At 70.9% G+C, this 23,046-nt stretch carries 20 protein-coding genes, 1 tRNA gene and 1 pseudogene; 9 read left to right on the top strand and 13 right to left on the bottom strand.

Annotated elements, in window-relative coordinates:
• Positions 1–356: 356 nt before the first annotated feature.
• The 7 genes from pheA to AB0M11_RS06730 form a co-directional block, all read right to left on the bottom strand.
• Positions 357–1,292 (bottom strand): prephenate dehydratase, encoded by a 936-nt coding sequence (gene pheA / locus AB0M11_RS06700; RefSeq protein ID WP_365702122.1) that lies wholly within the window; start codon positions 1,290–1,292, stop codon positions 357–359.
• A 134-nt stretch (positions 1,293–1,426) separates the two neighbouring features.
• Positions 1,427–2,707 (bottom strand): iron uptake transporter deferrochelatase/peroxidase subunit, encoded by a 1,281-nt coding sequence (gene efeB / locus AB0M11_RS06705; RefSeq protein ID WP_365702124.1) that lies wholly within the window; start codon positions 2,705–2,707, stop codon positions 1,427–1,429.
• An 8-nt stretch (positions 2,708–2,715) separates the two neighbouring features.
• Positions 2,716–4,725, bottom strand: coding sequence for a copper resistance protein CopC (locus tag AB0M11_RS06710; protein ID WP_365702126.1), 2,010 nt, complete (start codon positions 4,723–4,725; stop codon positions 2,716–2,718).
• Between the two features lie 14 nt (positions 4,726–4,739).
• A complete protein-coding gene (locus tag AB0M11_RS06715; protein ID WP_365702128.1) occupies positions 4,740–5,219 on the bottom strand; it encodes a copper chaperone PCu(A)C in 480 nt (159 codons plus the stop codon).
• Positions 5,216–5,869: an SCO family protein gene (locus AB0M11_RS06720; protein WP_365702130.1), complete on the bottom strand. Its 654-nt coding sequence runs from the start codon at positions 5,867–5,869 to the stop codon at positions 5,216–5,218. Before AB0M11_RS06720 ends, AB0M11_RS06715 begins: the two co-directional genes overlap by 4 nt.
• Positions 5,870–5,976: 107 nt before the next feature.
• Entirely contained in the window at positions 5,977–6,792 is an 816-nt protein-coding gene (locus tag AB0M11_RS06725) for a YcnI family protein (RefSeq protein WP_365702335.1), read from the bottom strand.
• Positions 6,793–7,085: 293 nt separating this feature from the next.
• A complete protein-coding gene (locus tag AB0M11_RS06730) occupies positions 7,086–7,964 on the bottom strand; it encodes a hypothetical protein (RefSeq protein ID WP_365702132.1) in 879 nt (292 codons plus the stop codon).
• 274 nt (positions 7,965–8,238) lie between these two features.
• Between AB0M11_RS06730 and AB0M11_RS06735 the strand changes: the two genes are divergently transcribed.
• From AB0M11_RS06735 to AB0M11_RS06750, 4 genes are all read left to right on the top strand, one after another.
• Positions 8,239–8,688 carry an ATP-binding protein gene (locus tag AB0M11_RS06735; RefSeq protein WP_234538996.1) on the top strand — a complete coding sequence of 150 codons (450 nt, stop codon included), beginning with the start codon at positions 8,239–8,241 and terminating at the stop codon, positions 8,686–8,688.
• 38 nt (positions 8,689–8,726) lie between these two features.
• Positions 8,727–9,302 carry a GNAT family protein gene (locus tag AB0M11_RS06740; RefSeq protein WP_365702135.1) on the top strand — a complete coding sequence of 192 codons (576 nt, stop codon included), beginning with the start codon at positions 8,727–8,729 and terminating at the stop codon, positions 9,300–9,302.
• A 116-nt stretch (positions 9,303–9,418) separates the two neighbouring features.
• On the top strand, positions 9,419–10,363 hold the full coding sequence (locus tag AB0M11_RS06745) for an intradiol ring-cleavage dioxygenase (protein WP_365702137.1): 945 nt from the start codon (positions 9,419–9,421) through the stop codon (positions 10,361–10,363).
• A 10-nt stretch (positions 10,364–10,373) separates the two neighbouring features.
• Entirely contained in the window at positions 10,374–11,189 is an 816-nt protein-coding gene (locus AB0M11_RS06750; protein ID WP_365702139.1) for a triphosphoribosyl-dephospho-CoA synthase, read from the top strand.
• A gap of 125 nt (positions 11,190–11,314) precedes the next feature.
• On the opposite strand, the gene AB0M11_RS06755 is transcribed toward AB0M11_RS06750, so the two are convergent.
• Positions 11,315–12,817 carry an aminopeptidase P family protein gene (locus tag AB0M11_RS06755; RefSeq protein WP_365702141.1) on the bottom strand — a complete coding sequence of 501 codons (1,503 nt, stop codon included), beginning with the start codon at positions 12,815–12,817 and terminating at the stop codon, positions 11,315–11,317.
• Between the two features lie 183 nt (positions 12,818–13,000).
• Positions 13,001–14,395 (bottom strand): PP2C family protein-serine/threonine phosphatase, encoded by a 1,395-nt coding sequence (locus tag AB0M11_RS06760; protein ID WP_365702143.1) that lies wholly within the window; start codon positions 14,393–14,395, stop codon positions 13,001–13,003.
• Positions 14,396–15,041: 646 nt separating this feature from the next.
• On the opposite strand from AB0M11_RS06760, the gene AB0M11_RS06765 reads away from it, so the two are divergent.
• On the top strand, positions 15,042–15,716 hold the full coding sequence (locus AB0M11_RS06765; RefSeq protein WP_365702145.1) for a bifunctional DNA primase/polymerase: 675 nt from the start codon (positions 15,042–15,044) through the stop codon (positions 15,714–15,716).
• Between the two features lie 54 nt (positions 15,717–15,770).
• Positions 15,771–16,271, top strand: a pseudogene (locus AB0M11_RS06770) (hypothetical protein); the annotation flags it as partial.
• A gap of 567 nt (positions 16,272–16,838) precedes the next feature.
• Here the strand turns inward: AB0M11_RS06770 and AB0M11_RS06775 are convergent.
• From AB0M11_RS06775 to AB0M11_RS06785, 3 genes are all read right to left on the bottom strand, one after another.
• Positions 16,839–17,828, bottom strand: coding sequence for a DUF5926 family protein (locus AB0M11_RS06775; protein ID WP_365702147.1), 990 nt, complete (start codon positions 17,826–17,828; stop codon positions 16,839–16,841).
• Positions 17,829–18,009: 181 nt separating this feature from the next.
• Positions 18,010–18,645 carry an ATP-binding protein gene (locus tag AB0M11_RS06780; protein ID WP_365702149.1) on the bottom strand — a complete coding sequence of 212 codons (636 nt, stop codon included), beginning with the start codon at positions 18,643–18,645 and terminating at the stop codon, positions 18,010–18,012.
• Positions 18,646–18,860: 215 nt separating this feature from the next.
• Positions 18,861–19,688: a glycerophosphodiester phosphodiesterase gene (locus AB0M11_RS06785; protein ID WP_365702151.1), complete on the bottom strand. Its 828-nt coding sequence runs from the start codon at positions 19,686–19,688 to the stop codon at positions 18,861–18,863.
• 257 nt (positions 19,689–19,945) lie between these two features.
• On the opposite strand from AB0M11_RS06785, the gene AB0M11_RS06790 reads away from it, so the two are divergent.
• Together AB0M11_RS06790 and AB0M11_RS06795 are read left to right on the top strand one after the other, a co-directional pair.
• Positions 19,946–21,424 (top strand): trypsin-like peptidase domain-containing protein, encoded by a 1,479-nt coding sequence (locus AB0M11_RS06790; RefSeq protein ID WP_365702153.1) that lies wholly within the window; start codon positions 19,946–19,948, stop codon positions 21,422–21,424.
• A 60-nt stretch (positions 21,425–21,484) separates the two neighbouring features.
• A tRNA-Ser gene (locus AB0M11_RS06795) sits at positions 21,485–21,569 on the top strand.
• Positions 21,570–21,732: 163 nt separating this feature from the next.
• Here AB0M11_RS06795 and AB0M11_RS06800 read toward each other — a convergent pair.
• The gene (locus AB0M11_RS06800) at positions 21,733–22,488 is read right to left on the bottom strand and encodes a GntR family transcriptional regulator (protein ID WP_365702155.1); all 756 of its coding nucleotides are present in this window, start codon (positions 22,486–22,488) and stop codon (positions 21,733–21,735) included.
• 78 nt (positions 22,489–22,566) lie between these two features.
• Here AB0M11_RS06800 and AB0M11_RS06805 point away from each other — a divergent pair, with 78 nt between their 5' ends.
• Entirely contained in the window at positions 22,567–22,845 is a 279-nt protein-coding gene (locus tag AB0M11_RS06805) for a hypothetical protein (RefSeq protein WP_351956891.1), read from the top strand.
• Positions 22,846–23,046: the final 201 nt, after the last annotated feature.

The raw sequence follows: 23,046 nt of genomic DNA on the forward strand, positions 1-23,046 counted from the left end.
AACGGCACTTGGGGGTGCGGTTGTCCACAGGAATCCCTGCCCCGCCGAGAGTTATCCACAGGGTGTGTGGATGGGGTGTGGACTTCGGAATTGATCACTCCGTAAGTGATGAACAGAGAGAGGAATTCCCGCCCCAAACCGGTACAACACCCTCTTTCGAGTGGAAAGGCGTCGCTCCAAAAGATGAACCAAGGGAAACGAGTGGACGAAGGGTGATGCGGCGGCGCGGGGCGGCATCCGGGTACTGTAGGGCGATTTGTCGACAGGCTCATGCGTCACTGTCGACTTGTCCCCAGGTCGAGATGAGGACCTGTGGATAACTCCTGTGGATAACGAAGATACGAGGGTAGGACCGGCTAGAAACGGCCGTCCTGGCAGCGCGTCACCCAGTCCGAGGCCGCCACGAACTCCTCGTCCGACGTCCCCGGCAGGGTGGGCTCCGCGACCTCGCCCGGCCTGACGTCCGCCCGCGGGTAGGAGCCGAGGAACCGCACCTGGCGGCAGATCCGCTTCAGCCCCATCAGGGCCTCCGCCACCCGCCGGTCGGAGATGTGCCCCTCGGCGTCGATGCAGAAGCAGTAGTTGCCGATGCCGGCCCCGGTCGGCCGGGACTGGAGCAGCATGAGGTTGATGCCCCGGGCAGCGAACTCGCCCAGCAGATCGCGCAGCCCACCGGGATGGTCGTCGTTCTGCCAGAGCACGACCGAGGTCTTGTCCGCGCCGGTCGGGGCGGCGGGCCGGGCCGGGCGGCCCACCAGCACGAACCTGGTCTGCGCGTTCTCCGCGTCGTGGATCTCGGTCTCCAGGGCCTCCAGGCCGTAGCGCGCGGCCGCGAACTCCCCGGCGAAGGCGGCGTCGTACCGGCCCTCCTGGACCAGGCGGGCGCCGTCCGCGTTGGAGGCGGCGGACTCCCAGACGGCCTCCGGGAGGTGGGCCCGCAGCCAGTTGCGGACCTGCGGCTGAGCGGCCGGGTGGGCGGTGACCGTCTTGATGTCGGAGAGCTTGGTGCCGGGCCGGACCAGCAGCGCGAAGGTGATCGACAGCAGCACCTCGCGGTAGATCATCAGCGGCTCGCCGGCGACCAACTCGTCCAGGGTGGTGGTGATGCCGCCCTCGACGGAGTTCTCGATCGGGACGAACGCGGCCTCGGCCTCGCCGACCCGCACGGCGTCCAGCGCCGACTGCACGGAGACGTACGGGACCAGCTCCCGGGTGGCGGTCTCCGGAAGAGTGCGCAGGGCGACTTCGGTGAAGGTGCCTTCAGGACCGAGATACGCATAGCTGGCGGGCATGTCCCTCACCCTAATGGGCGCAGGGAGGCGCGGCTCGCTTGTCTCATCGGATCCACTCGACCGTGTGGTTTGAAACTCGAAAACGCGCCAATAGTGATCAGAAACCACTGTGGTAACGCTGCGACCACCGCATATCAGCCCTCCAGCAGCCGCTGGCCCACATACTCCCCGGCGGCCGCGCCGCCCGGCACCGCGAAGAGGCCGCTCGCCTCGTGCCGGATGTACTGCGACAGCGCGTCTCCGCGGTCCAGCTTCCGCTGCAGCGGCACGAAACCGCGCAGCGGATCGGCCTGCCAGCAGACGAACAGCAGCCCCGCGTCCGGCGTGCCGTCCGCGTCGATGCCGTCGTGGTACGAGAACGGGCGCCGCAGGATCGCCGCGCCCCCGTTCTGGTCGGGCCGCGTGATCCGGGCATGGGCGTTGACCGGGACCACGTACTCCCCGTCCGCCTTGGCCTTCTCCAGGTCCATCGGCGTCGTCTCGGTGCCACCGGACAGCGGCGCACCGTTCGACTTCCTCCGCCCGATCACGTTCTCCTGGGCCGTGAGCGACAACTTCTCCCAGTCGTCGAGAAGCATGCGGATCCGGCGCACGACGGCATAGGAGCCGTTCGCCATCCACGCCGGATCGCTCGAACCGCTCGCCGGCACGAAGATCCGCTGGTCGAAGTCGGAGTCCGTCGGCTTCGGATTGCGCGTGCCGTCCAGCTGGCCCATGAGGTTGCGGGCCGTCATGGGGTGGGCGGTGGCGCCCGGGGTGCGGTTGAAGCCGTTCATCTGCCAGCGCACCTTGGCCGCGCCGCCCGCGTCCTTCTGGATCGCGCGCAGGGCGTGGAAGGCGACCAGGGCGTCGTCAGCGCCGATCTGCACCCACAGGTCGCCGTTGCTGCGCGACCTGTCGAGGTGGTCGGAGGAGAAGTCGGGCAGCGGATCCAGCGATGACGGCCGCTGCTTCTCCAGGCCGGTACGGCCGAAGAAGCTGTTGCCGAAGCCGAAGGTGATGGTCAGTGACGAGGGCCCGGCGTCCCGGGCCACATCCGTGTCGTCCTGGGTCATCGGCTCGCCCGCCATCAGCCGCTCGGCCGTCGCGGACCAGCGCCGCAGCAGTGCGGCGGCCTCCGTGCGGCCCGCACCCGCCGCCAGGTCGAAGGCGACGAGATGGCCGCGCGCCTGGAGGCCCTCGATGATGCCTGGCTGATGTTTCCCGTGAAACATCGCCCGGTCGGAGCCCACGGAGCTGAGCGGGGTGCCCTGGGCGGGGGCGGACGCGTAGCCGACGCCCGCGCCCGCCGCGCCGAGCACGAGCCCGGTGGCCCCGGCGGTGCCGAGCAGCGCCCGTCGGCTGACGCCCCCGGCCGGGGGTGCCTCGGCGGCTGCGGTACGGGACTCGGTGAGGGACTGGGACTGTTCGGGCATGGTGCGGTTCAGCCGATCTGCGCGCTCTTGGAGACGGTCACCTGGTCGATGTCGGAGGTCCGCACGGTGACGGAGACCTGCCAGTCGCCCGCCATGGGGATCTGCACGCCGTTCGCGGCCCAGTGCCCGGTGGTGATGTGGTCGGGGGCCACCGGAAGCGGCCCGATCTTCTTCGCGGCGAGAGTGAAGGCGACCTTCACCTCGGGGATGTCGAAGGCGCGGCCGTTGGGCCGCTGGACGTAGACGTGCATCTCGTTGCTGCCCACGGTCGCGGGGTCGAGGTCGACGCGGACCACGCCCTTGCCGTCCTTGCCGCCGGTGTCGAAGGACATGTCGAGGGTCAGCGCGCCCGAGGACGAGTCCGAAGCCGAGGAGGACGAGGACGACGAGGACGACGAGGAGGCGGCCTTGGCGTCCAGTTCGGTACGGCTGGGCTCGGTCTGCGTCAGCACGGTCGTGACGGCGAGCAGGACGACGGCGACCCCGGCCTCGGCGAGCACCGAGCGGCGCAGCCCGAAGCGGTGGGGGTCGGCGTCCCGGACGCGCTTCTGCCGGGCGGTGTCCATGGCGGACTGCTGCCGGGCCAGCTGCGCGGCACGCTCAGGGTCGTCCTCCGCGGACCCGGCCTCGCCGGGGGCGCCGACCTTGCCGGAGACGCCGGAGACGGACGGGCCCGACCTCGCGGCTGCCTCCTGGGTGGCGGCGGACGCCTTGACTGTCTCCTTCACCGCCTCCTTCTTCTCCTTCTTGTCCGCTGTCTCCGCCTCTGCCTCGGTCGCCGCCACCGCCGTGTCCGCGAGCCGCCCCGTCCACCGTCGGGAGATGGACGCGATGCCGACGAGCAGCGCCACGAGCCCGATCTTGACCAGCAGCAGCTCGCCGTACGTGGTGTCGGTGAACGCCGACCAGGAGCCGAGCTGGCGCCAGGACTGGTAGACGCCGGTGGCGACCAGGGCGAGCACGGACCCGAAGGCGACGCGGGAGAAGCGGCGTACGGCGGCGGACTCGACCGGGGTGTCGGCGGGCGCCCGGTAGAGGGCGACCAACAGGGCGGTGAGGCCGCCCAGCCAGGTGGCGACGGCGAGCAGGTGGACCACGTCGACCGGCATCGCGATGCCCGGCTGGAGCCCGGTGGACGCGTGCTCGGCCATGGCCCAGCTCGCCGCGAGCCCGGCGGCCACCACAGTGCCGCCGATGGCGAGCCCGAAGGTCAGGTCGCGCTTCTCCTCATCCTCGCGCTTGTCGTAGGCGCCGAAGAGGACGGCGATGAACAGCGCGCCCGCAGCGAGCAGCAGCAACCGGGAGACCAGAGCGGCGCCGGCCTTGGTCTGCAGGACCTGGCCGAGGAGGTTCAGGTCGAAGATGTCACCGACGCTGCCGGACGTCGTGTAGGAGCCGCGCAGGAGCAGCAGCCAGAGGGTGGCGGCGGTGAGCGTCAGCCAGCCGCCGACGACGAGGCGCTGCATGGCCCGCACCCCGGAGCCGCGCTGCCAGCAGGCGAGGACGAAGGCGGCGCCGCCGACGAGCACGATGTACCCGGCGTAGGACATGTACCGCCCGAACCCGTACAGCCAGCCGACGACGCCGCCGCCGACGTCCTGGTCCCCGACCGAGGCGACGGTCTTGGAGGGCGTGCCCACGGAGAAGGTGAAGGCACCGGCGACGGGATGGCTGTCCGCCGAGACGACCTGCCAGGCGACGGTGTACGTGCCCTTGCTCAGCCCGCTCTTGAGCTGCACGCCGTAGGTCGTGCCGCTCAGGTTGTCCGGCTTGGCCAGGTCGACCCGCTTGCCCTTGGGGTCCAGGACCCGGATCGAGTTGTCGTTCAGCGACACGTTCTCGGAGAACGTCAGCGCGACCTGGTCGGGTGCCTTGGGGACCACCACCCCCTGGGCGGGATCGCTGCCGGTCAGCGCGGCGTGCGCCGAGGCCGGCCCGGCCCCGGCCAGCAGCGCGCCGGTGACGGCGAGGAACAGCAGCACCAGCGTGCGCAGGCGGGGGGTGATGGTCCGCGTCAAGGTCGGTCCCTCCCTCAGTGTCCGGTCGAAGGGTTGTACGTGGCGGACTTCACCGGCATCTCGACGGTGAGCGGACCGGATTCGGCGAACTTGAGTTTCAAGGTGATGGTGTCGCCCTGTTCCGGGCGGCGCTTCAGCTTCTCGAACATCAGATGGTTGCCACCACTTTTGAACACGAGTTGACCGTGCGCGGGCACCTCGAAGGAGTCGACCTCCTCCATGGCCCCGCCCTTGGTCTCGTGCATGGTGATCTCACCGGCGGAGTCGCTGGTGACCGAGGTCAGCTCGTCCTTCGTGCCGCCCCTGTTGGTGATCGTCAGGAATCCGGCGGCCATGTCGGCGGAGACCGGCTGCGGCATGTAGGAGGCGCCGACGGACAGCTCGGCGCGCGAGGCGCCGGCGGAGTCCGAGGCCTTCGAGGCGTTCGACGTGCCGCAGCCCGCGAGGGCCAGGGCCCCCGCTATCGCGGCCCCGGTCACGGCGAGGCGTTTCACGGGTTCTCCCCCTTGATCAGCTTGGGGAGGTCCTTGGTGTAGTCGTCGACGGTGGCGTCCTCGCCGTAGAGCACGTATCCGCCGTCGGTCTTCGGCGAGAACGCGATGACCTGGGTGCCGTGCACCGAGACGACCTTGCCGGTCTTCTTGTCCTTGTGGGTCGGCTCGATGGAGATGCCGAGGGTGCGGGCGCCCGCCTGGATGGTGGCGAAGTCGCCGGTCAGCCCGACGAAGCTCGGGTCGATGCCCTTGAGCCACTTGCCGAGCTCGGACGGGGTGTCGCGGGCCGGGTCGGTGGTCACGAACACGACTCGCAGCTTCGCCTGGTCGGCCTTGGACAGCGCCTTCTTGGCGACCGCGAGGTTGTTCATGGTCAGCGGGCAGACGTCGGGGCAGTGCGTGTAGCCGAAGTAGATCAGCGTCGGCCTGCCCTTGGTCTCCGCGCGCAGGTCGTACTTCTTGCCCTGGGTGTCGGTGAGCACCAGGTCCGGCTTCTCGAAGGGCGTGTCGAGGATGGTCGCGGCCTTGTTCGAGGTGTCCCCGGCGACCACGGTGACCGGTGACTTCGCGTCGTCGCCGCTGCCGCAGGCGGAGAGGGTCAGGGAGGCGGCGGCGAGCAGCGCGGCCGCGGCGAACGTCTTCTTGCGCATAGGAAAATGTCCCAGATGTGAGAGATCCGGCGCGCACCGGGGTCGTACGACGGACGGGGGAGTACGACAGCCTCGCACGGCCCCTGTGCGCGCAGCGGACGCGGAACTCAGGCCTCGGTACCGGTGGTGGACCGGCGGCGGCCGGCGAGGACGCCGTAGGCGACCCCGGCCGCGCCGACGACGATGCCGACGACGCCGAGGACGCGGGCGGTGGTGTCACTGCCGTCCGCGGCGCCGGAGTCGTCGGACGCGGTGGTCTCGGTCTTGGCGGAGGTCTCCTCGGCGGCGTCCTCGGCGGTGCCCTGGGCCGTGGCGGACCCGTGGTGGTCGTCGGTGGCGGCGGACAGCGCGAGGACCGGGGCCGGGTTCTCCGGCTCGTCCTGGCCCTTCTGCGGGACCTCGATCCAGCGGACGATCTCCTTGTTGGAGTATGTCTGGATCGCCTTGAAGACCAGTTCGTCCGTGTTCTCGGGCAGGGTGCCCACGGAGAGCGGGAACTTCTGGAAGTAGCCCGGCTCGATGCCCTTGTCCTCGGCGGTCCAGGTGACCTTGGTGACCGCCTGGTCGTACTTCTGGCCGTGCATCTCCAACGGCTTGGCCAGCTTGGACTTGGTGACCTCGATCTTCCAGCCGGCCATCGGCTGCGGCATCACGGACGCGATCGGGTGGTCGGCCGGGAAGTCGACCTCGACCCTGGTGGTCGAGGCGTCGTCACGCTCGTTGGGCACCTTGAAGTCGATGACCGCGTAACCGCCCTTGGCGGCGGTGCCCTCGGGCTGCACGCTGACGTGCGCGAACGCGGGCGAGCAGACGGCCAGTACGGCCGTACCCGCGACGGCGGTGACGGCGGCGACGCGCGAGGCCTTGCGGGCACGCACGACGGGCAGGGCAGGCGCGGCAGGCACGGCGGACTTGGCGGACATGGCGGAAGCCTTCATGGCAGGGAGCACTCCACTCCGAGTGAGTTCTGTCGTCGAGGGGCGCGGGGCAATCCGATGGCCGAGAGCGACTGCCGATGGCCGACTGCCGACAGCTGCGGGTCGAAAACCGCAGGTCGAAAGCCGAAAGCCATAAGCCGGCAGCGGGAAGCTGACAGCCGAAAGACGGCAGTCGAAAAGCGATGGTGGTCATCGGAAAGCGCACGCGCGTGCCGTACGGCGGCGGCCGGCCCCCTCCGGTCCGGGCAGATCCCGGGGAGTGCGCTGGTCGCGCCGTGTCAGGCGGCGAGAACGAGTACGGCGGCGGCCGCGGGCGGCCCGCGCCGAATCACGGAGTGCTGGAGGGCAACGGTACGTGGGGCGACCCGAATGCCCCAGGCGCTCCGACGGCCGGGCGCGGGCGCCTCCGGTACGGCCACCAGCCCGGCGCACAGGGCGCACGCCAGCGCGAGCGCCCTGTGCAGGGAACGAACGAGCGCCCCCTCGGCGACCCCGTGCGCCGAGTCGGCCGACAGCTCGATCAGCCGTAGCAGCGCCAGATCGCCCCGGCGCAGCAGCCACCCGGTCGCCACGGCCGCGAGGAGGTGCCCGAGCAGCATGGGCACGGAGGGCAGCAGTGAGCCGGAGGCTCCGGTGGCGTCCGCGGTGTGGGCCGCCCCGCTCGCGCCGGTGGACGGGGCGGAGGCACTGAGATGCGCGTCCGTGAGGATCTTGTAGGCGCGGGCCGGACTGATCTGCGCCGTCCCTGCTCCGCACATCAGCCGCGCGGCCCGCTCCACCAGCGACGCGTCCCCCGGAGACGTCGACAACGCGGACGGCATCGCGGACATCGAGGACATCGAGGACATCGACGTCGAGCCGCCGGTCAGCGCGGAGCCACTGTGCTGGCCGAGTTCGAACAGTGTGTGGAGCACGGTCTGCGCCACCGCCAGCAGGGCCACGATCCCCGGCAGCGAGCGGGCTCGGCCGGCCAGCGGGGCGACGAGCACCAGGGTGCCCAGGAAGCCCGCGCCGAGCGTCCACAGCGGGACGGTCGCGCAGGAGGCGAAGGTGTGCCCCGCCGCGGCCAGCACGACGCAGAGCGCGGCGAACACCGCGGCCCGCAGGAGCCGCAGTCCGCTTCCGGTGCGCGCCGCGCGCGGGTGGGGGGCAGTCATGGCGCGCTCATCATCGCACTGGACCCGCACCCGCTTGACGGCAGGTTCAGAAGATTCCGGTACGTGCGGAAACAGGAAAGGGCGCAGTGGGTTGCAGAAGGTGATCGCGGGAAAGAACCGAAAGATCAATCTTGTACCGAACCACCCGCTCATACACCGAAACCTCCCACCGCGCATCCCCCGGATGGGCGTTCTCACATGAACGGAGTGCTTACACCCGCGCACGGCTGGCAATAGGTATCGGTATGTCGAGCCGCGGCCAGGAGGCTGGAGCATGAGCATCTGGTGGTCACTCCATCTGCGGCGTGAGGCCGCGAGCGTGCCGCTTGCCCGCCGGCTGCTGATCGGCACGATGGAGACGGCGGGCGTCGACCCCGACATCTCCTACGACCTGTCCGTCGCCCTCAGTGAGGCCTGTGCGAACGCCGTCGAGCACGGCGGGGCGGGCCGCACCTCGGAGGCGTACCGGGTCACCGCCTACCTGGACGGCGAGAAGTGCCGTATCGAGGTGGCCGATTCGGGGCCGGGGCTGGGGCCTGGGTTCGCCCGCACCCAGGACATCAGGCCCGCCCGTCCCGACGCCGAGCACGGGAGAGGCCTCTGTCTCATCCGAGAACTCGCGGACCACGTCCACATCGGCAACAAGCCGGGCCGCGGCGGGACCGTGGTCAGCTTCGACAAGATCCTCAAGTGGAAGAAAGATCCTTCCCTGCTTTCGGCATGACTCTCGCCCCCGCATAACACCCGCGCTAGGGTGCGCGCATGATTCTCGAAAAGATTAAAGAAAGCCTGCTCGTCCCGGGCGTGATATTGCGGCCGATTGCCACCGGCGATGCCCGAGCGCTGTGCGCCGCATACGTGGGCAACCGAAGCCATCTCGAACCCTGGGAACCGGTCAGACCCGAGTCCTTCTTCACTGTCGAGGGCCAGACCGAGCGGATCGAAGGCCTGCTGGGACAGGCCGCCGACGGTCTCATGGCCCCGTGGATCATGGAGTCGGCCGAAGACGGCGGGATCGTCGGCGCGATCACCCTTTCCGGGATTTCCCTGGGTCCTTTCTGTAGTTCCTACGTGGGTTATTGGGTGGCCGCTGATCAGCAGGGCCGTGGTCTGGCGACCGCCGCTCTGGATCGGGTCTGCGAGATCGCCAGGGATGTCGTAGGACTTCACCGCATCGAGGCGTCCACTCTGATCGAGAACACGACGTCCCAACGCGTGCTGAAGAAATGCGGGTTCGAGACGATCGGCGATGCGCCGCAGTATCTCCACATCAATGGAGAATGGCGGGACAGCCGGCTGTTCCAGCGGATCCTGCACGATCACGCCCCGGCTCTGTGACCGCTCCGGCTCTGTGACCAGCGGCTTCCCGGCCGGTTCAGCTTCCTGGGAGCTCACAGGCCCTTCCCAGTGCCTGCCCATGCCCCTGACAATCGGCGTTCCTACCTTCGTCGGCCATGACGGGAAACCACAAAGACACGTCGATCACCCGCCGTCGCGCCCTCGCGGTCTCCGGCGGCACGGTGGCGGCCGGCGGCCTCGCGGTCGCCGGCTTCCAGTCGGCCTTCGCCGACACGACCGGCACCGCGACCAGTGCGAGTTCGACCAGCGGTGCGTGCATGACACTGATGAGCAGCGTCACGGAAGGGCCGTACTACCTCGACGGTGCCTTGGTGCGCAAGGACATCACCGAGGGCAAGGCCGGCGTTCCGCTGACCCTGCGGCTGACCGTCGTGGACGCCACCGACGGCTGCACCCCGGTCAAGGGTGCGGCGGTCGAGATCTGGCACTGCGACGCCTGGGGCTACTACTCCGGCTACACCACCGCCAACCCCGGCGGCTCCGCCCCGGCGGAGAGCGAGGAGGGCGACTCCGCCGACGACAACACGTACCTGCGCGGTTACCAGATCGGCGACGCCGACGGGGTCGTGAAGTTCGAGACGATCTTCCCGGGCTGGTACACCCCGCGCACCTGCCACATCCACGTGAAGGTGCACACGGGCGGCGAGAAGGAGGACGGCAGCTACGAAGGCGGCAAGGTCAACCACACCGGCCAGCTGTTCTTCGCGGACGACATCGCCGAGAAGGTCTTCGCCCTGGAGCCCTACGCGAAGCACACCGGTGACTACACCGTCCTCGCCGAGGACATGGTGTACGACGGCGGGGGCGCCGCCAGCGGGCTGCTGACCCTGAAGGCCGTGCACAAGAAGGACCCCTCGAAGGGCTACAAGGGCTTTCTGACGCTGGGCATCGACCCGGACGCCGAGAACACGGGCGCCGGCAGCGGCGGTGGCGGCACCCCGCCGAGCGGTGCCCCGAGCGACGCCCCCACGGGCACCCCGCCCAGCGGCGCCCCCAGCGACAGCGCCTCCGCCTCTGCTTCTGCCTCCGCCTCCTCGTAAGGCAAGGAGCATGACAAGCCGCGAGGACGACGCGCTGGCGCGGGCCGCCGTGGCCGCACTCACCGGTCAGCTGGCCCTGGCCCCCAAGCCGGGCCTGCCCGACCCGCGTGACCTGGACGCCCGCAGCACGCGCCGGGAGCACGACAGTCTGCGCTGGTCGGCCAAGGCACTGGCGCCGGGCCTCGCGGCGATGGCCGCCGCCGCCCGCCGGGCCGGCGGGGCCACGCCGACGCTGCGGGCGGAACTGGGCGCGATCGGCCGGTGCACCGAGCACTCGGTCGGGCTGGCCGGCGGCGGACACAAGGGCGCTCTGTGGGCTCTCGGCTTCCTGGTCGCCGCGGCCGCCCTGAACCCCCGCGCCGAGGCCCACGAGATCGCCGCGCACACCCGGAAGATCGCCGCGTTCAACGACAAGGGCGCCACCCGTCGCCCGTCCCGGGGTTCGTCGATCTCCGTCAAGTACGGCGCGGCCGGCGCCCGCGGCGAGGCGAGGGCCGGATTCCCGCACGTACGCAGGGCGCTGGACGCGCTGACCACGGCTCGCAAGGCGGGCGCCACCGAGAACCAGGCCCGCCTCGACGCCCTGCTCACCGTGATGTCCACCCTCCAGGACACCGAACTCCTTTACACGGCCGGGCCGTTCGGCCTGCGCCACGTACAGGCGGGGGCGCGGGGGGTGCTGGAGGCGGGCGGCACGGCGACGCAGGCAGGGGCCGAGGCGCTCGTCGCCCTGGACGCGGACCTGCGCGACCGGGGCTGGAGCCCGAGGGGCAGCGCGGGACTGCTGACAGGCGCCCTCTTCCTGGACGCCCTGCCTGCTCTGTGACGCCTTCGCACAGGCGGCTCCGACGCGCGTGGGCGCGAGCAACCCCCACCCATCCGCAGAACGCGACGACGGCCGGGCACCCCTTGGGTACCCGGCCGTCCCGCATCCGTCAGCCCGTCAGCCCGTCAGCTCTTCAGCGAAGCCATCCAGCCCTCGACCTCGTCCGACCGCCGAGGCAGCCCAGCCGAGAGATTCCGGTTCCCGTCGGCCGTCACCAGGATGTCGTCCTCGATCCGCACCCCGATCCCCCGGTATTCCTCCGGCACGGTGAGATCGTCGGCCTGGAAGTACAGCCCCGGCTCGACGGTCAGCACCATTCCCGGCTCCAGGACGCCCTCCACGTACGTCTCGGTCCGCGCAGCGGCACAGTCGTGGACGTCGAGCCCGAGCATGTGCCCCGTCCCGTGCAGCGTCCACCGGCGCTGCAGCCCCAGGTCCAGCACCCGCTCGACCGGCCCCTCGACGAGCCCCCACTCGACGAGTCGCTCGGCCAGCACCCGCTGCGCGGCATCGTGGAAGTCGCGGTACTTCGCGCCCGGCTGCACCGCCGCGATCCCGGCCTCCTGGGCGTCGTACACGGCGTCGTAGATCTTCTTCTGGATCTCGCTGTACGTGCCGTTGACCGGCAGCGTGCGCGTGACGTCGGCGGTGTACAGGCTGTGCGTCTCGACGCCGGCGTCGAGGAGGAGCAGGTCGCCGGAGCGCACCGGGCCGTCGTTGCGGACCCAGTGCAGCGTGCAGGCGTGCGGGCCGGCGGCGCAGATGGAGCCGTAGCCGATGTCGTTGCCCTCCACGCGCGCGCGGAGGAAGAACGTGCCCTCGATGTAGCGCTCGCTCGTGGCCTCGGCCTTGTCGAGGACCTTCACGACGTCCTCGAAGCCGCGGACCGTCGAGTCGACGGCCTTCTGCAGCTCGCCGATCTCCCACTCGTCCTTGACCAGCCGTGCCTCGGAGAGGAAGACCCGCAGCTCCTCGTCGCGCTCGGCGGTGACCTTGTCGGTCAGCGCGGCCTGGATACCGGCGTCGTAGCCGCGGACGACCCGCACCGGGCCGGTGGCCTCGCGCAGCTTGTCGGCGAGCTCACGGACGTCGGCGGCGGGGATGCCGTAGAGCGCCTCGGACTCGGTGAGGGAGTGCCTGCGGCCGACCCACAGCTCGCCCTGGCCGGAGAGCCAGAACTCGCCGTTCTCGCGGTCGGAGCGGGGCAGCAGGTAGACGGTGGCCTCATGGCCGTCGTCCTTCGGCTCCAGGACGAGTACGCCGTCCTCGGTCTGGTTGCCGGTGAGGTAGACGTACTCGACCGACGCCCGGAACGGGTAGTCCGTGTCGTTGGAGCGGGTCTTCAGGTTGCCGGCCGGGATCACCAGGCGCTCGCCCGGGAAGCGGGCGGACAGCTCGGCGCGGCGGCGGGCGGTGTGCCCGGCCTGCTCGATGGGCTTGAGGTCGCGCAGCTCCGTGTCGGCCCAGCCGGACTTCATGCTCTCGGCGAGCTCGTCGGACACGCCCGGGTACAGGCCGTTCTTGCGCTGCTTGATCGGCTCTTCCGACTCAATCTCCGGGGTCTCCGGACCCGCTGCGGTAGCAGCATCATCTGATACCGCCGGGGTGAGCTCGTCGGACACGGTCATCCTCCTCGACACTGCAGTGGATGCCGTCCATCGTACGGTCGTACCGAACAGCGTCCCAGGGACCGGGGCCCCGCAGTGGTGTGAGGCGTCTCCGCCGCCCCCCTTTTGGCTCTCCTCCGGCTCTGCCCAGGGTCTCCTCCGGCTTTCCTCCGGTTCCCCTGCCGCCGGTGGCTGACTGACCGGTCAGTCGAACCGGGCTGCCAGCAGCACCACGTCCTCCGCGCTGTCGGCCTCGTCCAGGCCGCCCGGCAGCACCGTGCGCAGGATGTGGTCGGCGATCGCCCCGGGGTCGTGGCGCAGGGCGCGCGGGGTGCTCGCGGCGGCCGTGTGCAGCCGGGCGAAGGCGCGGTCCATGGGGTCGCCGGTGCGGTGCAGCAGCCCGTCGGTGTAGAGGAGAACGGTTTCCCCGGCTTCGGCCTCGATCTCCGCGCTGGGCGCCTCCCAGCAGGCGAGCATGCCGAGCGGCGCGGACACCGAGGTCTCCGCGAACTCGGTGCGGTGCTCCCCGATCAGCAACGGTGGGCTGTGCCCGGCGCCGGCGAGGGTGACCTTGCGCAGCGCGGGCTCGCAGTAGGCGAACAGGGCGGTGGCGGAGCGGGCCGGTTCGGTCAGTCGCAGCAGCAGTTCCAGATCGGAGAGGACCGCGACCGGGTCCTCGCCCTCCATCACGGCGTACGCCCGCAGGGAGGCGCGCAGCCGTCCCATCGCGGCGACCGCGCTCGGTCCGGAGCCGGTGACCGAGCCGACGGCGAGGCCCAGGGCGGCGTCGGGCAGCGGCAGCGCGTCGTACCAGTCGCCGCCGCCGCGCGGACCGGTGCGATGCCGGGCGGCGAGCTGGACGCCGGCCACCCGGGGCAGCCGGGAGGGAAGCAGCTCCTCGGCGATGGTCGTCATGCACGCGCGCGTGCGCTCGACTTCGAGCAGCCGGGCCAGATGCTCGGCCGCGTACTGGACGTACAGACCGATGAGGTGGCGGTGGCGCTCGTGCGGCTGGGCCGGTTCGTCGTACAGCCAGGCGACCGCGCCGAGGTGCTCGGCCGCGCCGGTGACGAGGGGGAGCGCGTAGCTGGCGGCGTAGCCGAGGCGGGCGGCGACCTCACGGTGGCGCGGGTCGAGGCCGTCCTCGGCGAACAGGTCGGGGTGCACGGTCTCGCCGGAGGTACCGCTGTCGTACGGCAGCGCGCCGTGCGGGACGGTCTCCAGGTGGCCGAGGTCCGCGCGGCCGAGTCCGAGGCCGAGCGTGATCTGCGGGCCGAGTCCGTCGGCCGGCTCCAGCGCCACGAGACCGCGCCGGGCGCCCACGAGGGCGGCACCGGCGCGCAGCAGTTCCTGGAGGGCCGGCTCCAGCGTTCCGGTCCGGGCGAGCCGTTCGGTCAGTTCGTGGAGGGTGGTGAGGTCGGAGACCCAGCCGGCCAGCCGGTCCTGGAGGACGGTGCCCGGGGCCGGGGCGGCCGGGGCCTTGGGGACGGCAGATGCGGCCGGGGAGGCCGGGGCGGGGGGAACCGGCGCGACAGTGTGGGCGGGAGTGGGAACCGTTGAATCGATTCCAGCCACTTTCGGAGGGTGCGGGGCGTTCATGGCGTCCGGCTTTCAGACCTGTGCGTATTGCTCAAAAGCATCGCAAACCCCCATGCCCTTCTGCGCCGCTAGCAGTGTCTCCACATGTACACGCACTCGTGAGGGGATGTCCAGCATTGTCCTGCTGGGATTCCTGGTGTCCGTTTGCCTCTTGAGGCCTTCGCGAGGTGCCGTCCCGGACGGCTTGCACAAAGGCAAAGTTGGCTTAAAACTGACTCGGGCGACGGTTCATTGCGGTCGACTGGCCTTGCTCCACGGAGCGTCACAGCGGTCGTGATGGGTACCTACTCGGAGAAGGCCAGGGGTGGTTGGGGACCACCCGGAACCTGGCGCCGGACCCGGGCGTCTTAACCACCGACGACCGTGCCCCATCCTCCCGTGGCGGAGGCGGAGAGAAACACTCGGAACGGCAAAACGCCAGACTTCGCCACCCCCACGCCGTGGCCGTGCTTTTGATAGACGCAGTACGAGCAGTACGACGCAGTTCTGGTGAACGCGGGCGCGGCCTCCGCTCGACCCCCAGGGGTTCCCCTTGCTCAGGGCAGGGGTGTGATGCGCCAACAGGTACGCACAGTGAAGTGATCGACACATGATGTGATGTGGTCCACGGTGTTGCCAGCGGTGCAACGGAAAGGAACGAGCGCTCATGCGCGAGATCCTCGGAAGGCGACGCAGGCTCCTGTCCAGGCGGAACGACAAGGGTCCTGAGTTTCTCGACGCGGCCCTGACCTTCGCGACGGAATGGCAGTGGCCCGTACTCCCGGGTGTGGCCCCCGACCCCCAGGGGCGGGCCCGGTGTGCGTGTCCCGACCCGGAGTGCACCGTCCCCGGTGCCCACCCCTTCGACCCCGGCCTGCTCGCCGCCACCACCGACGAGCGCATGGTCCGCTGGTGGTGGGGCAACCGGCCGACGGCCCCGATCGTCCTCGCCACCGGAGCCGCCGGCGGGGCGGCACCCTGCGCGGTGAGCCTGCCGGCCCTCGCCGCCTCCCGCGCCCTGACCCTCCTCGACCGCCGCGGCATGCGCCTCGGCCCGGTGGTCGCCGCGCCCACCCGCTGGGCGCTGCTCGTCAAGCCGTACTCCATGGAGCAGCTGGGGGAACTGCTCTACGCCAAGGACTTCGTCCCCGGCTCGCTCCGCTTCCACGGCGAGGGCGGCTATCTCGCCCTGCCGCCCTCCGAGACCGGCCAGGGCGCCATCCGCTGGGAGCGGGCCCCGCTGCCCGGATCGGCCAAGCCATGGGTGCCCGATGTGGAGGCGGTGGTGGACGCCGTGGTCGACGCCCTCACCCGTACGGGTGTGAGCGCGCCCGAGTTGTAGGGGTGTCGGGCGCGACAACCCGGCGCGCCGCATCCGTCTGGTTACCCTCCGCACATGAACGTGCGTCTCCTCGCCCTCGCGGGCGTCATGGTGTGCGCGGTCGCGCTGCCGCTGACCGTCGCGTCCGCAGGGCAGGTGGGCGACGCCGCAGGACACCGCGCCCGCGCCGACGACGAGAAGCTGCCGGCCCCGGTCCGGTCCCCGCTGGTGCTCGGCCTGGGCCTGGCCACGGCCGCCCGCTGCGGTCCCGAACTCACCTCACCCGACGGCGTCGAGGCACAGACCTGCGTGATGGCCCAGGGCGCGGACACCTGGGCGCGCACCTATTACCGCAACGCCACCGGGGCCGCCCTGGAGGGCGTGCTCAGCCTCCTGGGGCCGCGCGGCCGCACCGTGCAGACGCACTGCGCGGCGGACGCCGACGACGAGCCCGCCACCTGCGAGACGCCCCGGGAGCGCACCCGGGGTTCGCTGGACGCCTACACGGCCGTCACGGAGTTCGCGGCGCACGAGGGCGACGGCCCCCTGCTGCTGCGCTCCGCGAGCAACGCGGGGGACGACTCCGAGGGCGGCCCGGACGGCTCCGGGGGCGACCCGGGGGACGGAGCGGGAGGCTCGGGAGGCTCGGGAGGCTCGGGAGGCTCGGGAGGCTCGGGAGGCTCGGGAGGCGGATCCGGGGGCGGAGCGGACGGCTCGGGAAGCTCGGGAAGCGGTTCCCGGAACGCAGCGGACGGCTCGGGCAGCGGCTCCGGGGACGGCCCGGGGGGCGTGACGGGAGCTTCGGCCGGGGGGTGACCCGGCGGGCGGCGCCGCGGACTCCTTGGCGGCCAACTGCGGCCAACTCTCAACGGTTCAAGGGGAGTTGACGAACCGCTCCGATCCGTACACCGGACGGGGACATGAAAAGGCCCGGTTGCTGGCGACGGGGGATGCACCAGCAACCGGGCTACTGAGACGGTAACAAGAGATCGGCGGTTCGCAAATTCGATCTCGGCTATTCGGACACATATGTGCTTGCCCCGTAGGGGAGTTGTGACAGGAGTCACCTGATCCGACGGACCTGGGACGGCTGACCGACCGGTCAGCCGCGACCCCGTGTCCGCGCTGTTCGACGACTGATCGTCAGCTGAGGGTGACCTGCCGGTTGGTCAGCCCGCCGCGGGCCCGCCGCTCGTCCGCCGTGAGCGGTGCCTCCGAGGCCAGGGCGGTCGCGAGCCGCTCGGCGAACTCGGCGGCCGGCTTCTCGATGTCCTCCGCGCCGACCCCGCTCGGCAGGTCCCAGACCGGCACGGTGAGGCCGTGCGCTCGGAAGGAACCGACCAGCCGGGTCCCCTCGCCGAGGCTGGACCGGCCCGCCGCGTGCAGCCGCGCGAGAGCGTCCAGAAGCTGCTCCTCGGGATGGGGCATGACCCACCGCAGATGGTTCTTCTCCGGCGTCCGGCACCAATAGGCGGAGTCGACGCCGGTCAGCTTCACCGTCGGGATGGCCGCCGCGTTGGCCCGCTCCAGGGAGGCGGTCACGTCCGGGGTGGCGTTGGCCGCGTCCTGCACCCAGAACTCGAAGCCGTCGTGCACAACTGGCTCGAACGGGCCCTTCGGGTCGAGCAGGTCCTGCAGCCGAGGGCTGTCGGCGGGGGCACGGCGGCCCTGCACCGGGGTGCCCGGCTCGGCGGCCAGGGCGCGCTGGAGGGTGTCGGCGAGGTCACGGCTGATGTCGCCGGACGCCGTGTCGTTCTGCAGGCCGAGCATGACCGAGCCGTCGTCGCGGCGCAGCGCCGGCCAGGCCATCGGCAGCACCGTGGCGAGCGTGACCGAGGGAACGCCCTCGGGCAGGCCGTCCTTCAGGGTCAGCTCGACCGTGGCGGCCGGGACCAGTTCGCGCAGCGCCACCCAGTCGCCCTCGCCGGCCAGTCCCTCGAACGGCCGGTGCACCAGCTCGGTCGCCGCGTGTGCCGCGGCCCGGCCGTGGCACGCCTTGTAGCGTCGGCCGCTGCCGCAGGGGCAGGGTTCCCGGGCACCGACGACCGGGATGTCTCCGTCAGCGCCTCCGGCGCGCGCCGCATCGCTGGGCTGCGGCCGCGTGGCCTTCGTCTGGGGTCGCTTCTTGGCCATCTGGGTGTCTCCCGGTTACGGCTCGTCTCGTACGGCGGGAGCCTAGCCGTTCACGCCCTGGGTCACGGGAACCTGTGGACGACGGCGCCGACACGGGACGCCGTCGAGCGGTGAGGGCGCCGCAGCCGCGGGAAGTGACGGCAGGCTGCCGAGGTGCCGAGGTGCCGGGGTCGCCTGAGCCTCAGTCCAGGTCGTCGAACGCGTCCGCGAGGTCCAGGCCGGGCAGTTCCGGGACCGAGGGAGTCATGACGCGCGCGGGAAAGGTGTCGCGGCGGTCCCGGATGTCGCTCTCGCGCACGTCCCTGTGGACCACCACCCAGACCGTCACCTCGCCCGCGTCGTCGCGGACACCCCAGTCGTCGGCGAGGGCCGTGATGATGTTCAGCCCGCGGCCGCCGTGCGCCGTGACCGACGGGGTCATGGGGGCCGGGCGGGTCGGGCCGCCGCCGTCCGTCACCTCGACGATCAGCCGGCCGCGCGGGTCCACCCGCCAGGCGGCCCGGACGTCGCCGTCCCCGGCCAGTGCGTCGCCCAACGGGCGCCCGTGTTTGCAGGCATTGCTCAAAAGTTCGGAAAGGATCAGTACGGCATCATCGATGACCGATTCAGATAGACCACCCGTGCGCAACTGATCGCGCATGCGGTGTCTCGCCTTACCCACGCCCGCAGGGCCATGGGGTACGGCCATGCTCGACGACGTGGGCACCTCCTGTGCCACCACCAACGCCACCCCCGAGACCTCCTTTGCCCCACGCCACGGTGTGGATGCCCCATTGGCCTGAACCGGAAACCGGCCAATGAATGTCCGGTGACGCATTCGCAACCAACGAATACGTGCCGAACGCGCCGGAGCACTCCCTGTGACGGGCCGTCGCCCTATCCCCCCGGATATGGCGTCGTGTGGCTTGATTTCGATGGTGTGGCCGAGAAGTGAGGATGCTGTGAGCGGGCTTTCGGGTCAAGAGGTGCGAGGTGTCCTTACGCGACTCTTTATCTGATCCCTGGTCAGGACGGGTCCCCAGGCCGCGGCGTTCAGCGTCCCAGCCGGCGCAGTACCGCCGCCGGCCGGTTGGTGATGATCGCGTCGATGCCGAGCTCCACGCAGAGGTCCACGTCCTCCTGCTCGTTCACCGTCCACACATGCACCTGGTGGCCGTTGCTCTGCAACCGCTCCACGTAGGCCGGGTGATTGCGCACGATCCGGATCGAGGGGCCCGCGATCCGGACCCCGGCCGGCAGCCGTCCGTCGCGCAGCCGGGGCGAGAGGAACTGCAGCAGGTAGACCGTCGGCAGCGTCGGCGCGGCCGCCCGGACCCGGGCCAGCGACCGCGCGGAGAAGCTCATGACCCGCACCGGCGACTCGGCGGGAGCGGCCGGGGCGTCCAGTCCGAACCGCTTGAGCAGGACCAGCAGCCGCTCCTCGACCTGCCCCGCCCAGCGTGTGGGGTGCTTGGTCTCGATCGCCAGCTCCACCCGCCGCCCGGCGTCCGAGACCAGCTCCAGCAGCCGCTCCAGCGTCAGTACGGACGTGTCCGCGCGGTCCTCTGGCCGGAACTCCCAGTCGGGCTCCTCGTCCCGCCCGCGCCAGGCCGGTCCCTTCCGCCACGCGCCGAAGTCCAGGGCGGCCAGGTCCGCGAGCTCCAGGGCGGAGACCGCTCCCCGGCCGTTGGACGTACGGTTGACCCGTCGGTCGTGGACGCACACCAGGTGGCCGTCGGCGGTCAGGCGCACGTCGCACTCCAGGGCGTCGGCGCCGTCCTCGATGGCCTTCTTGTACGCGGCCAGGGTGTGCTCGGGGGCGTCCTCGGAGGCCCCGCGGTGCGCGACGACCTGGATGCGATGCTGTGGTGCGTGGGTCACCGCGACATGGTGCCACCGAGCGCGGGTGCCTGGGGGCACCCTGGATGCCGGTAAAGAGAACTTTTGTCGGACAGGCCCTATATAAAGGTTGTCCGTGTACCCACAGGCACCGCTTATGGTGCTCTGACGTCCTGTGGGAAAAGCTGACGGCATACAAAAGCACATGCACAGCCGAATCGCGCCGGACCGACAGCAAGCGTGAAAGTGCGTGACCGAGTGCGACCGAGAAGAAAAGCCGTGGACCGAGGAGAGAAGCTGTGAGCACCGAGAACGAGGGCAACCCGGTACCTCCGGCCCCGTCGGCACCGCCCGTGCCGCCGTCGTCTCCCGCTGACTCGCCGCAGGCAGCCGCGTCCGACGGCGGGGAAGCACCGACCGCCCCGATCCCGCCGACTCCCCAGGGCACCCCCGGTGCGTCCGCGGGTGACCCCTACGGCACCACGCCGCGGGCCCCCGAGAGCGCCTGGCCGCCCCCGCCCCCCGCGACCCCCTCCTACGCGGACCCCGGCGCCGGGGCCCCCTGGGGCTCGTCGTACGAGCAGCAGCACCAGCAGTACCAGCAGCACCAGCCGTTCCATTTCCAGCAGCCGCAGTCCGCGCCGAAGCAGGGCGGCGGCCGCGGCGGTCTGATCGCCGCCGTCCTGGTGGCGGCGCTGGTCGCGGGCGGCCTCGGCGGCGGCCTCGGCTACACGCTGGCGAAGAACAACGACGACAGCGGTTCCACGACCATCTCCGCCTCCTCCGACGCGGGCGCCACCCAGGTCAAGCGTGCCGCCGGCACCGTCGCGGCGGTCGCCGCCAGGTCCCTGCCCAGCACGGTCACCATCGAGTCCGAGTCGACCAGCGGCGAGGGCGGCACGGGCACCGGCTTCGTCTTCGACAAGCAGGGCCACATCATCACCAACAACCACGTGGTCGCGGACTCCCTCGACGGCGGCAAGCTCACCGCGACGTTCCCGAACGGCAAGAAGTACGACGCCGAGGTCGTCGGCCACGCGCAGGGCTACGACGTCGCCGTGATCAAGCTCAAGAACCCGCCGTCGGACCTGCAGCCGCTCGCCCTGGGCGACTCCGACAAGGTGGCCGTCGGCGACGAGACGATCGCGATCGGCGCCCCCTTCGGCCTGTCCAACACGGTCACCACGGGCATCATCAGCGCCAAGAACCGCCCGGTCGCCTCCAGCGACGGCAGCTCCACCAGCAAGGCGTCCTACATGAGCGCCCTGCAGACCGACGCCTCCATCAACCCCGGCAACTCCGGCGGCCCGCTGCTCGACGCCTCCGGCGCGGTGATCGGCATCAACTCCGCGATCCAGTCCGCCTCCAGCGGCGGCCTGGGCAGCGGCGGGCAGTCGGGCTCGATCGGCCTCGGCTTCGCCATCCCGATCAACCAGGCCAAGTACGTGGCCCAGCAGCTGATCAAGACCGGCAAGCCGGTCTACGCGAAGATCGGCGCGTCGGTGTCGCTGGAGGACAGCTCCTCCGGCGCCCAGATCACCGACTCCGGCTCGGGCGGCTCCGCCGCGGTGGAGTCGGGCGGCCCCGCGGACAAGGCCGGCCTCAAGCCCGGCGACGTCATCACCAAGCTGGACGACACGGTGATCGACAGCGGCCCGACCCTGATCGGCGAGATCTGGACCCACAAGCCCGGCGACAAGGTCGAGATCACCTACAAGCGTGGCGGCTCCGAACACACGGTCACCCTCACCCTCGGCTCCCGCGTCGGCGACAACTGACCCGCACACGCCCGCAGGAACCGGTTACTCTGTTCCCCGCGCCGATCCACACCGGCGCGGGGTGGGTTGCCCGAGCGGCCTAAGGGAACGGTCTTGAAAACCGTCGTGGCGCGAGTCACCGTGGGTTCAAATCCCACACCCACCGCGCAAGAACGGCCCCTGACCAGTACGTATGGTCAGGGGCCGTTGCCATGTCCACTGCCCGTGGGACACCGCCTGTCCCCGTAGTTTCCCGCCCTGTCGGGCACGCAAGGGGCACGCCGGGGGCACGCGTACGGATGGGCGCCCGACCGCTGGTCGACCGCCCGCTAACGGTTGATCGGGATCTCGTAGACGATTTCGCAGTGAGCGGCGGGCACCACGATGTCTGCCGTCTCCACGGGCCGCCCGTCGTCGCTGTAGTACGTCCGCCGGATGTGCGTCACGAGCGCGGCCTTCTGGATGCCCAGGAGCGACGCCTCCTCGGCGGTCGCCTGCCTCGGCTCCGGCTGCTCTACGGCATGGCTGACGGTGACCCCGATCGCGGCCATGCGGTTCACGACCCCGGCGCCCGCGTGGGGCCCGCCTTCGGGGAGTACGACGAGAGTGCCGGCCGTGAGGTCGTACGGCTCCCAACTCGTCGACAACTGCACCGGTCTGCCGTCCGCCAGGAACTCGTACGTCGTCCGGACGCACAACTCGCCCGCGGCGATCCCGAGCCGTGCCGCGATCTCCGTCGGCGCCGGTACCTTGGCGTCCGTCCGGCTCTCCCAATCCCCTTGCCTGCCCACGGCCTTCATGTCGGCCCGGAACGGTGATCCGCTGGGCTGCTCGCGGGCGGTTGACCGGACGACCCGCACCCGCTGCCGGGGCTCGGCGACGTACGTGCCCGATCCGGCCCGCCCCTCCAGCACCCCCTGCGAGATCAGCAGCTCCTGTGCCCGGCGGACCACGTTCTCGCCCACGCCGTACTCCTGGCCGATCTGGGCGCGGGAGGGCAGACGGTCGCCCGGTTCCCATGCGTGCTCCGCGATGCGCTGCCGAAGCTCGTCGGCGATGCGGAGATAGGGCGGCTGCTCAGGCATATGGAAAATCTAGTCCACTAGCTCTAATCTAGTTAACTAGCTTCACTCAAAGTGATCGCTGGTGACGGAGGCTGCCCTGTGCCCGCTTCGGGAGTTAGCGCGGCGGCCATCGCTGCCCGGCTGTCCGCTCTCGGACTCCTCACGCGAGTGGAGGAACACCCCCGACACACCTCGGTGGAAGCGGAGATACCGGAATCGGTCTCCGCCGAGACATGGCGGGAGGTCCTGGATGTGGTGGCGGAGGCCGATCGGTTCGGGCTCCTCGCCACCAGCTTGAACGGCCGCACCCTCTGGGCGGTCGTACGCAAAACGGTCCCCACGACGGGCGATGTCGGGGGACCGGGCCATCAGCGATAGGAGCTGAACAGCGTGCTCAACCGTATCCGCCGCGCCGTCCACCTCACCAGGGCGCGGCGCTTCCCGACCGGCAGGCACCGCCGCCCCTTAACGCCCGCTCGACCGCCGACCGCTTCCGCCTCTACGGCGTCGGCTGACGCGTCGACCCTCGTTCTGGGTCGAGCTTCCGCCGGCCCGGACCATCGACACCCGCTCAGGGGT

It is taken from the genome of Streptomyces sp. NPDC051987 (genome assembly GCF_040680735.1).
Classification (GTDB): Bacteria; Actinomycetota; Actinomycetes; order Streptomycetales; family Streptomycetaceae; genus Streptomyces.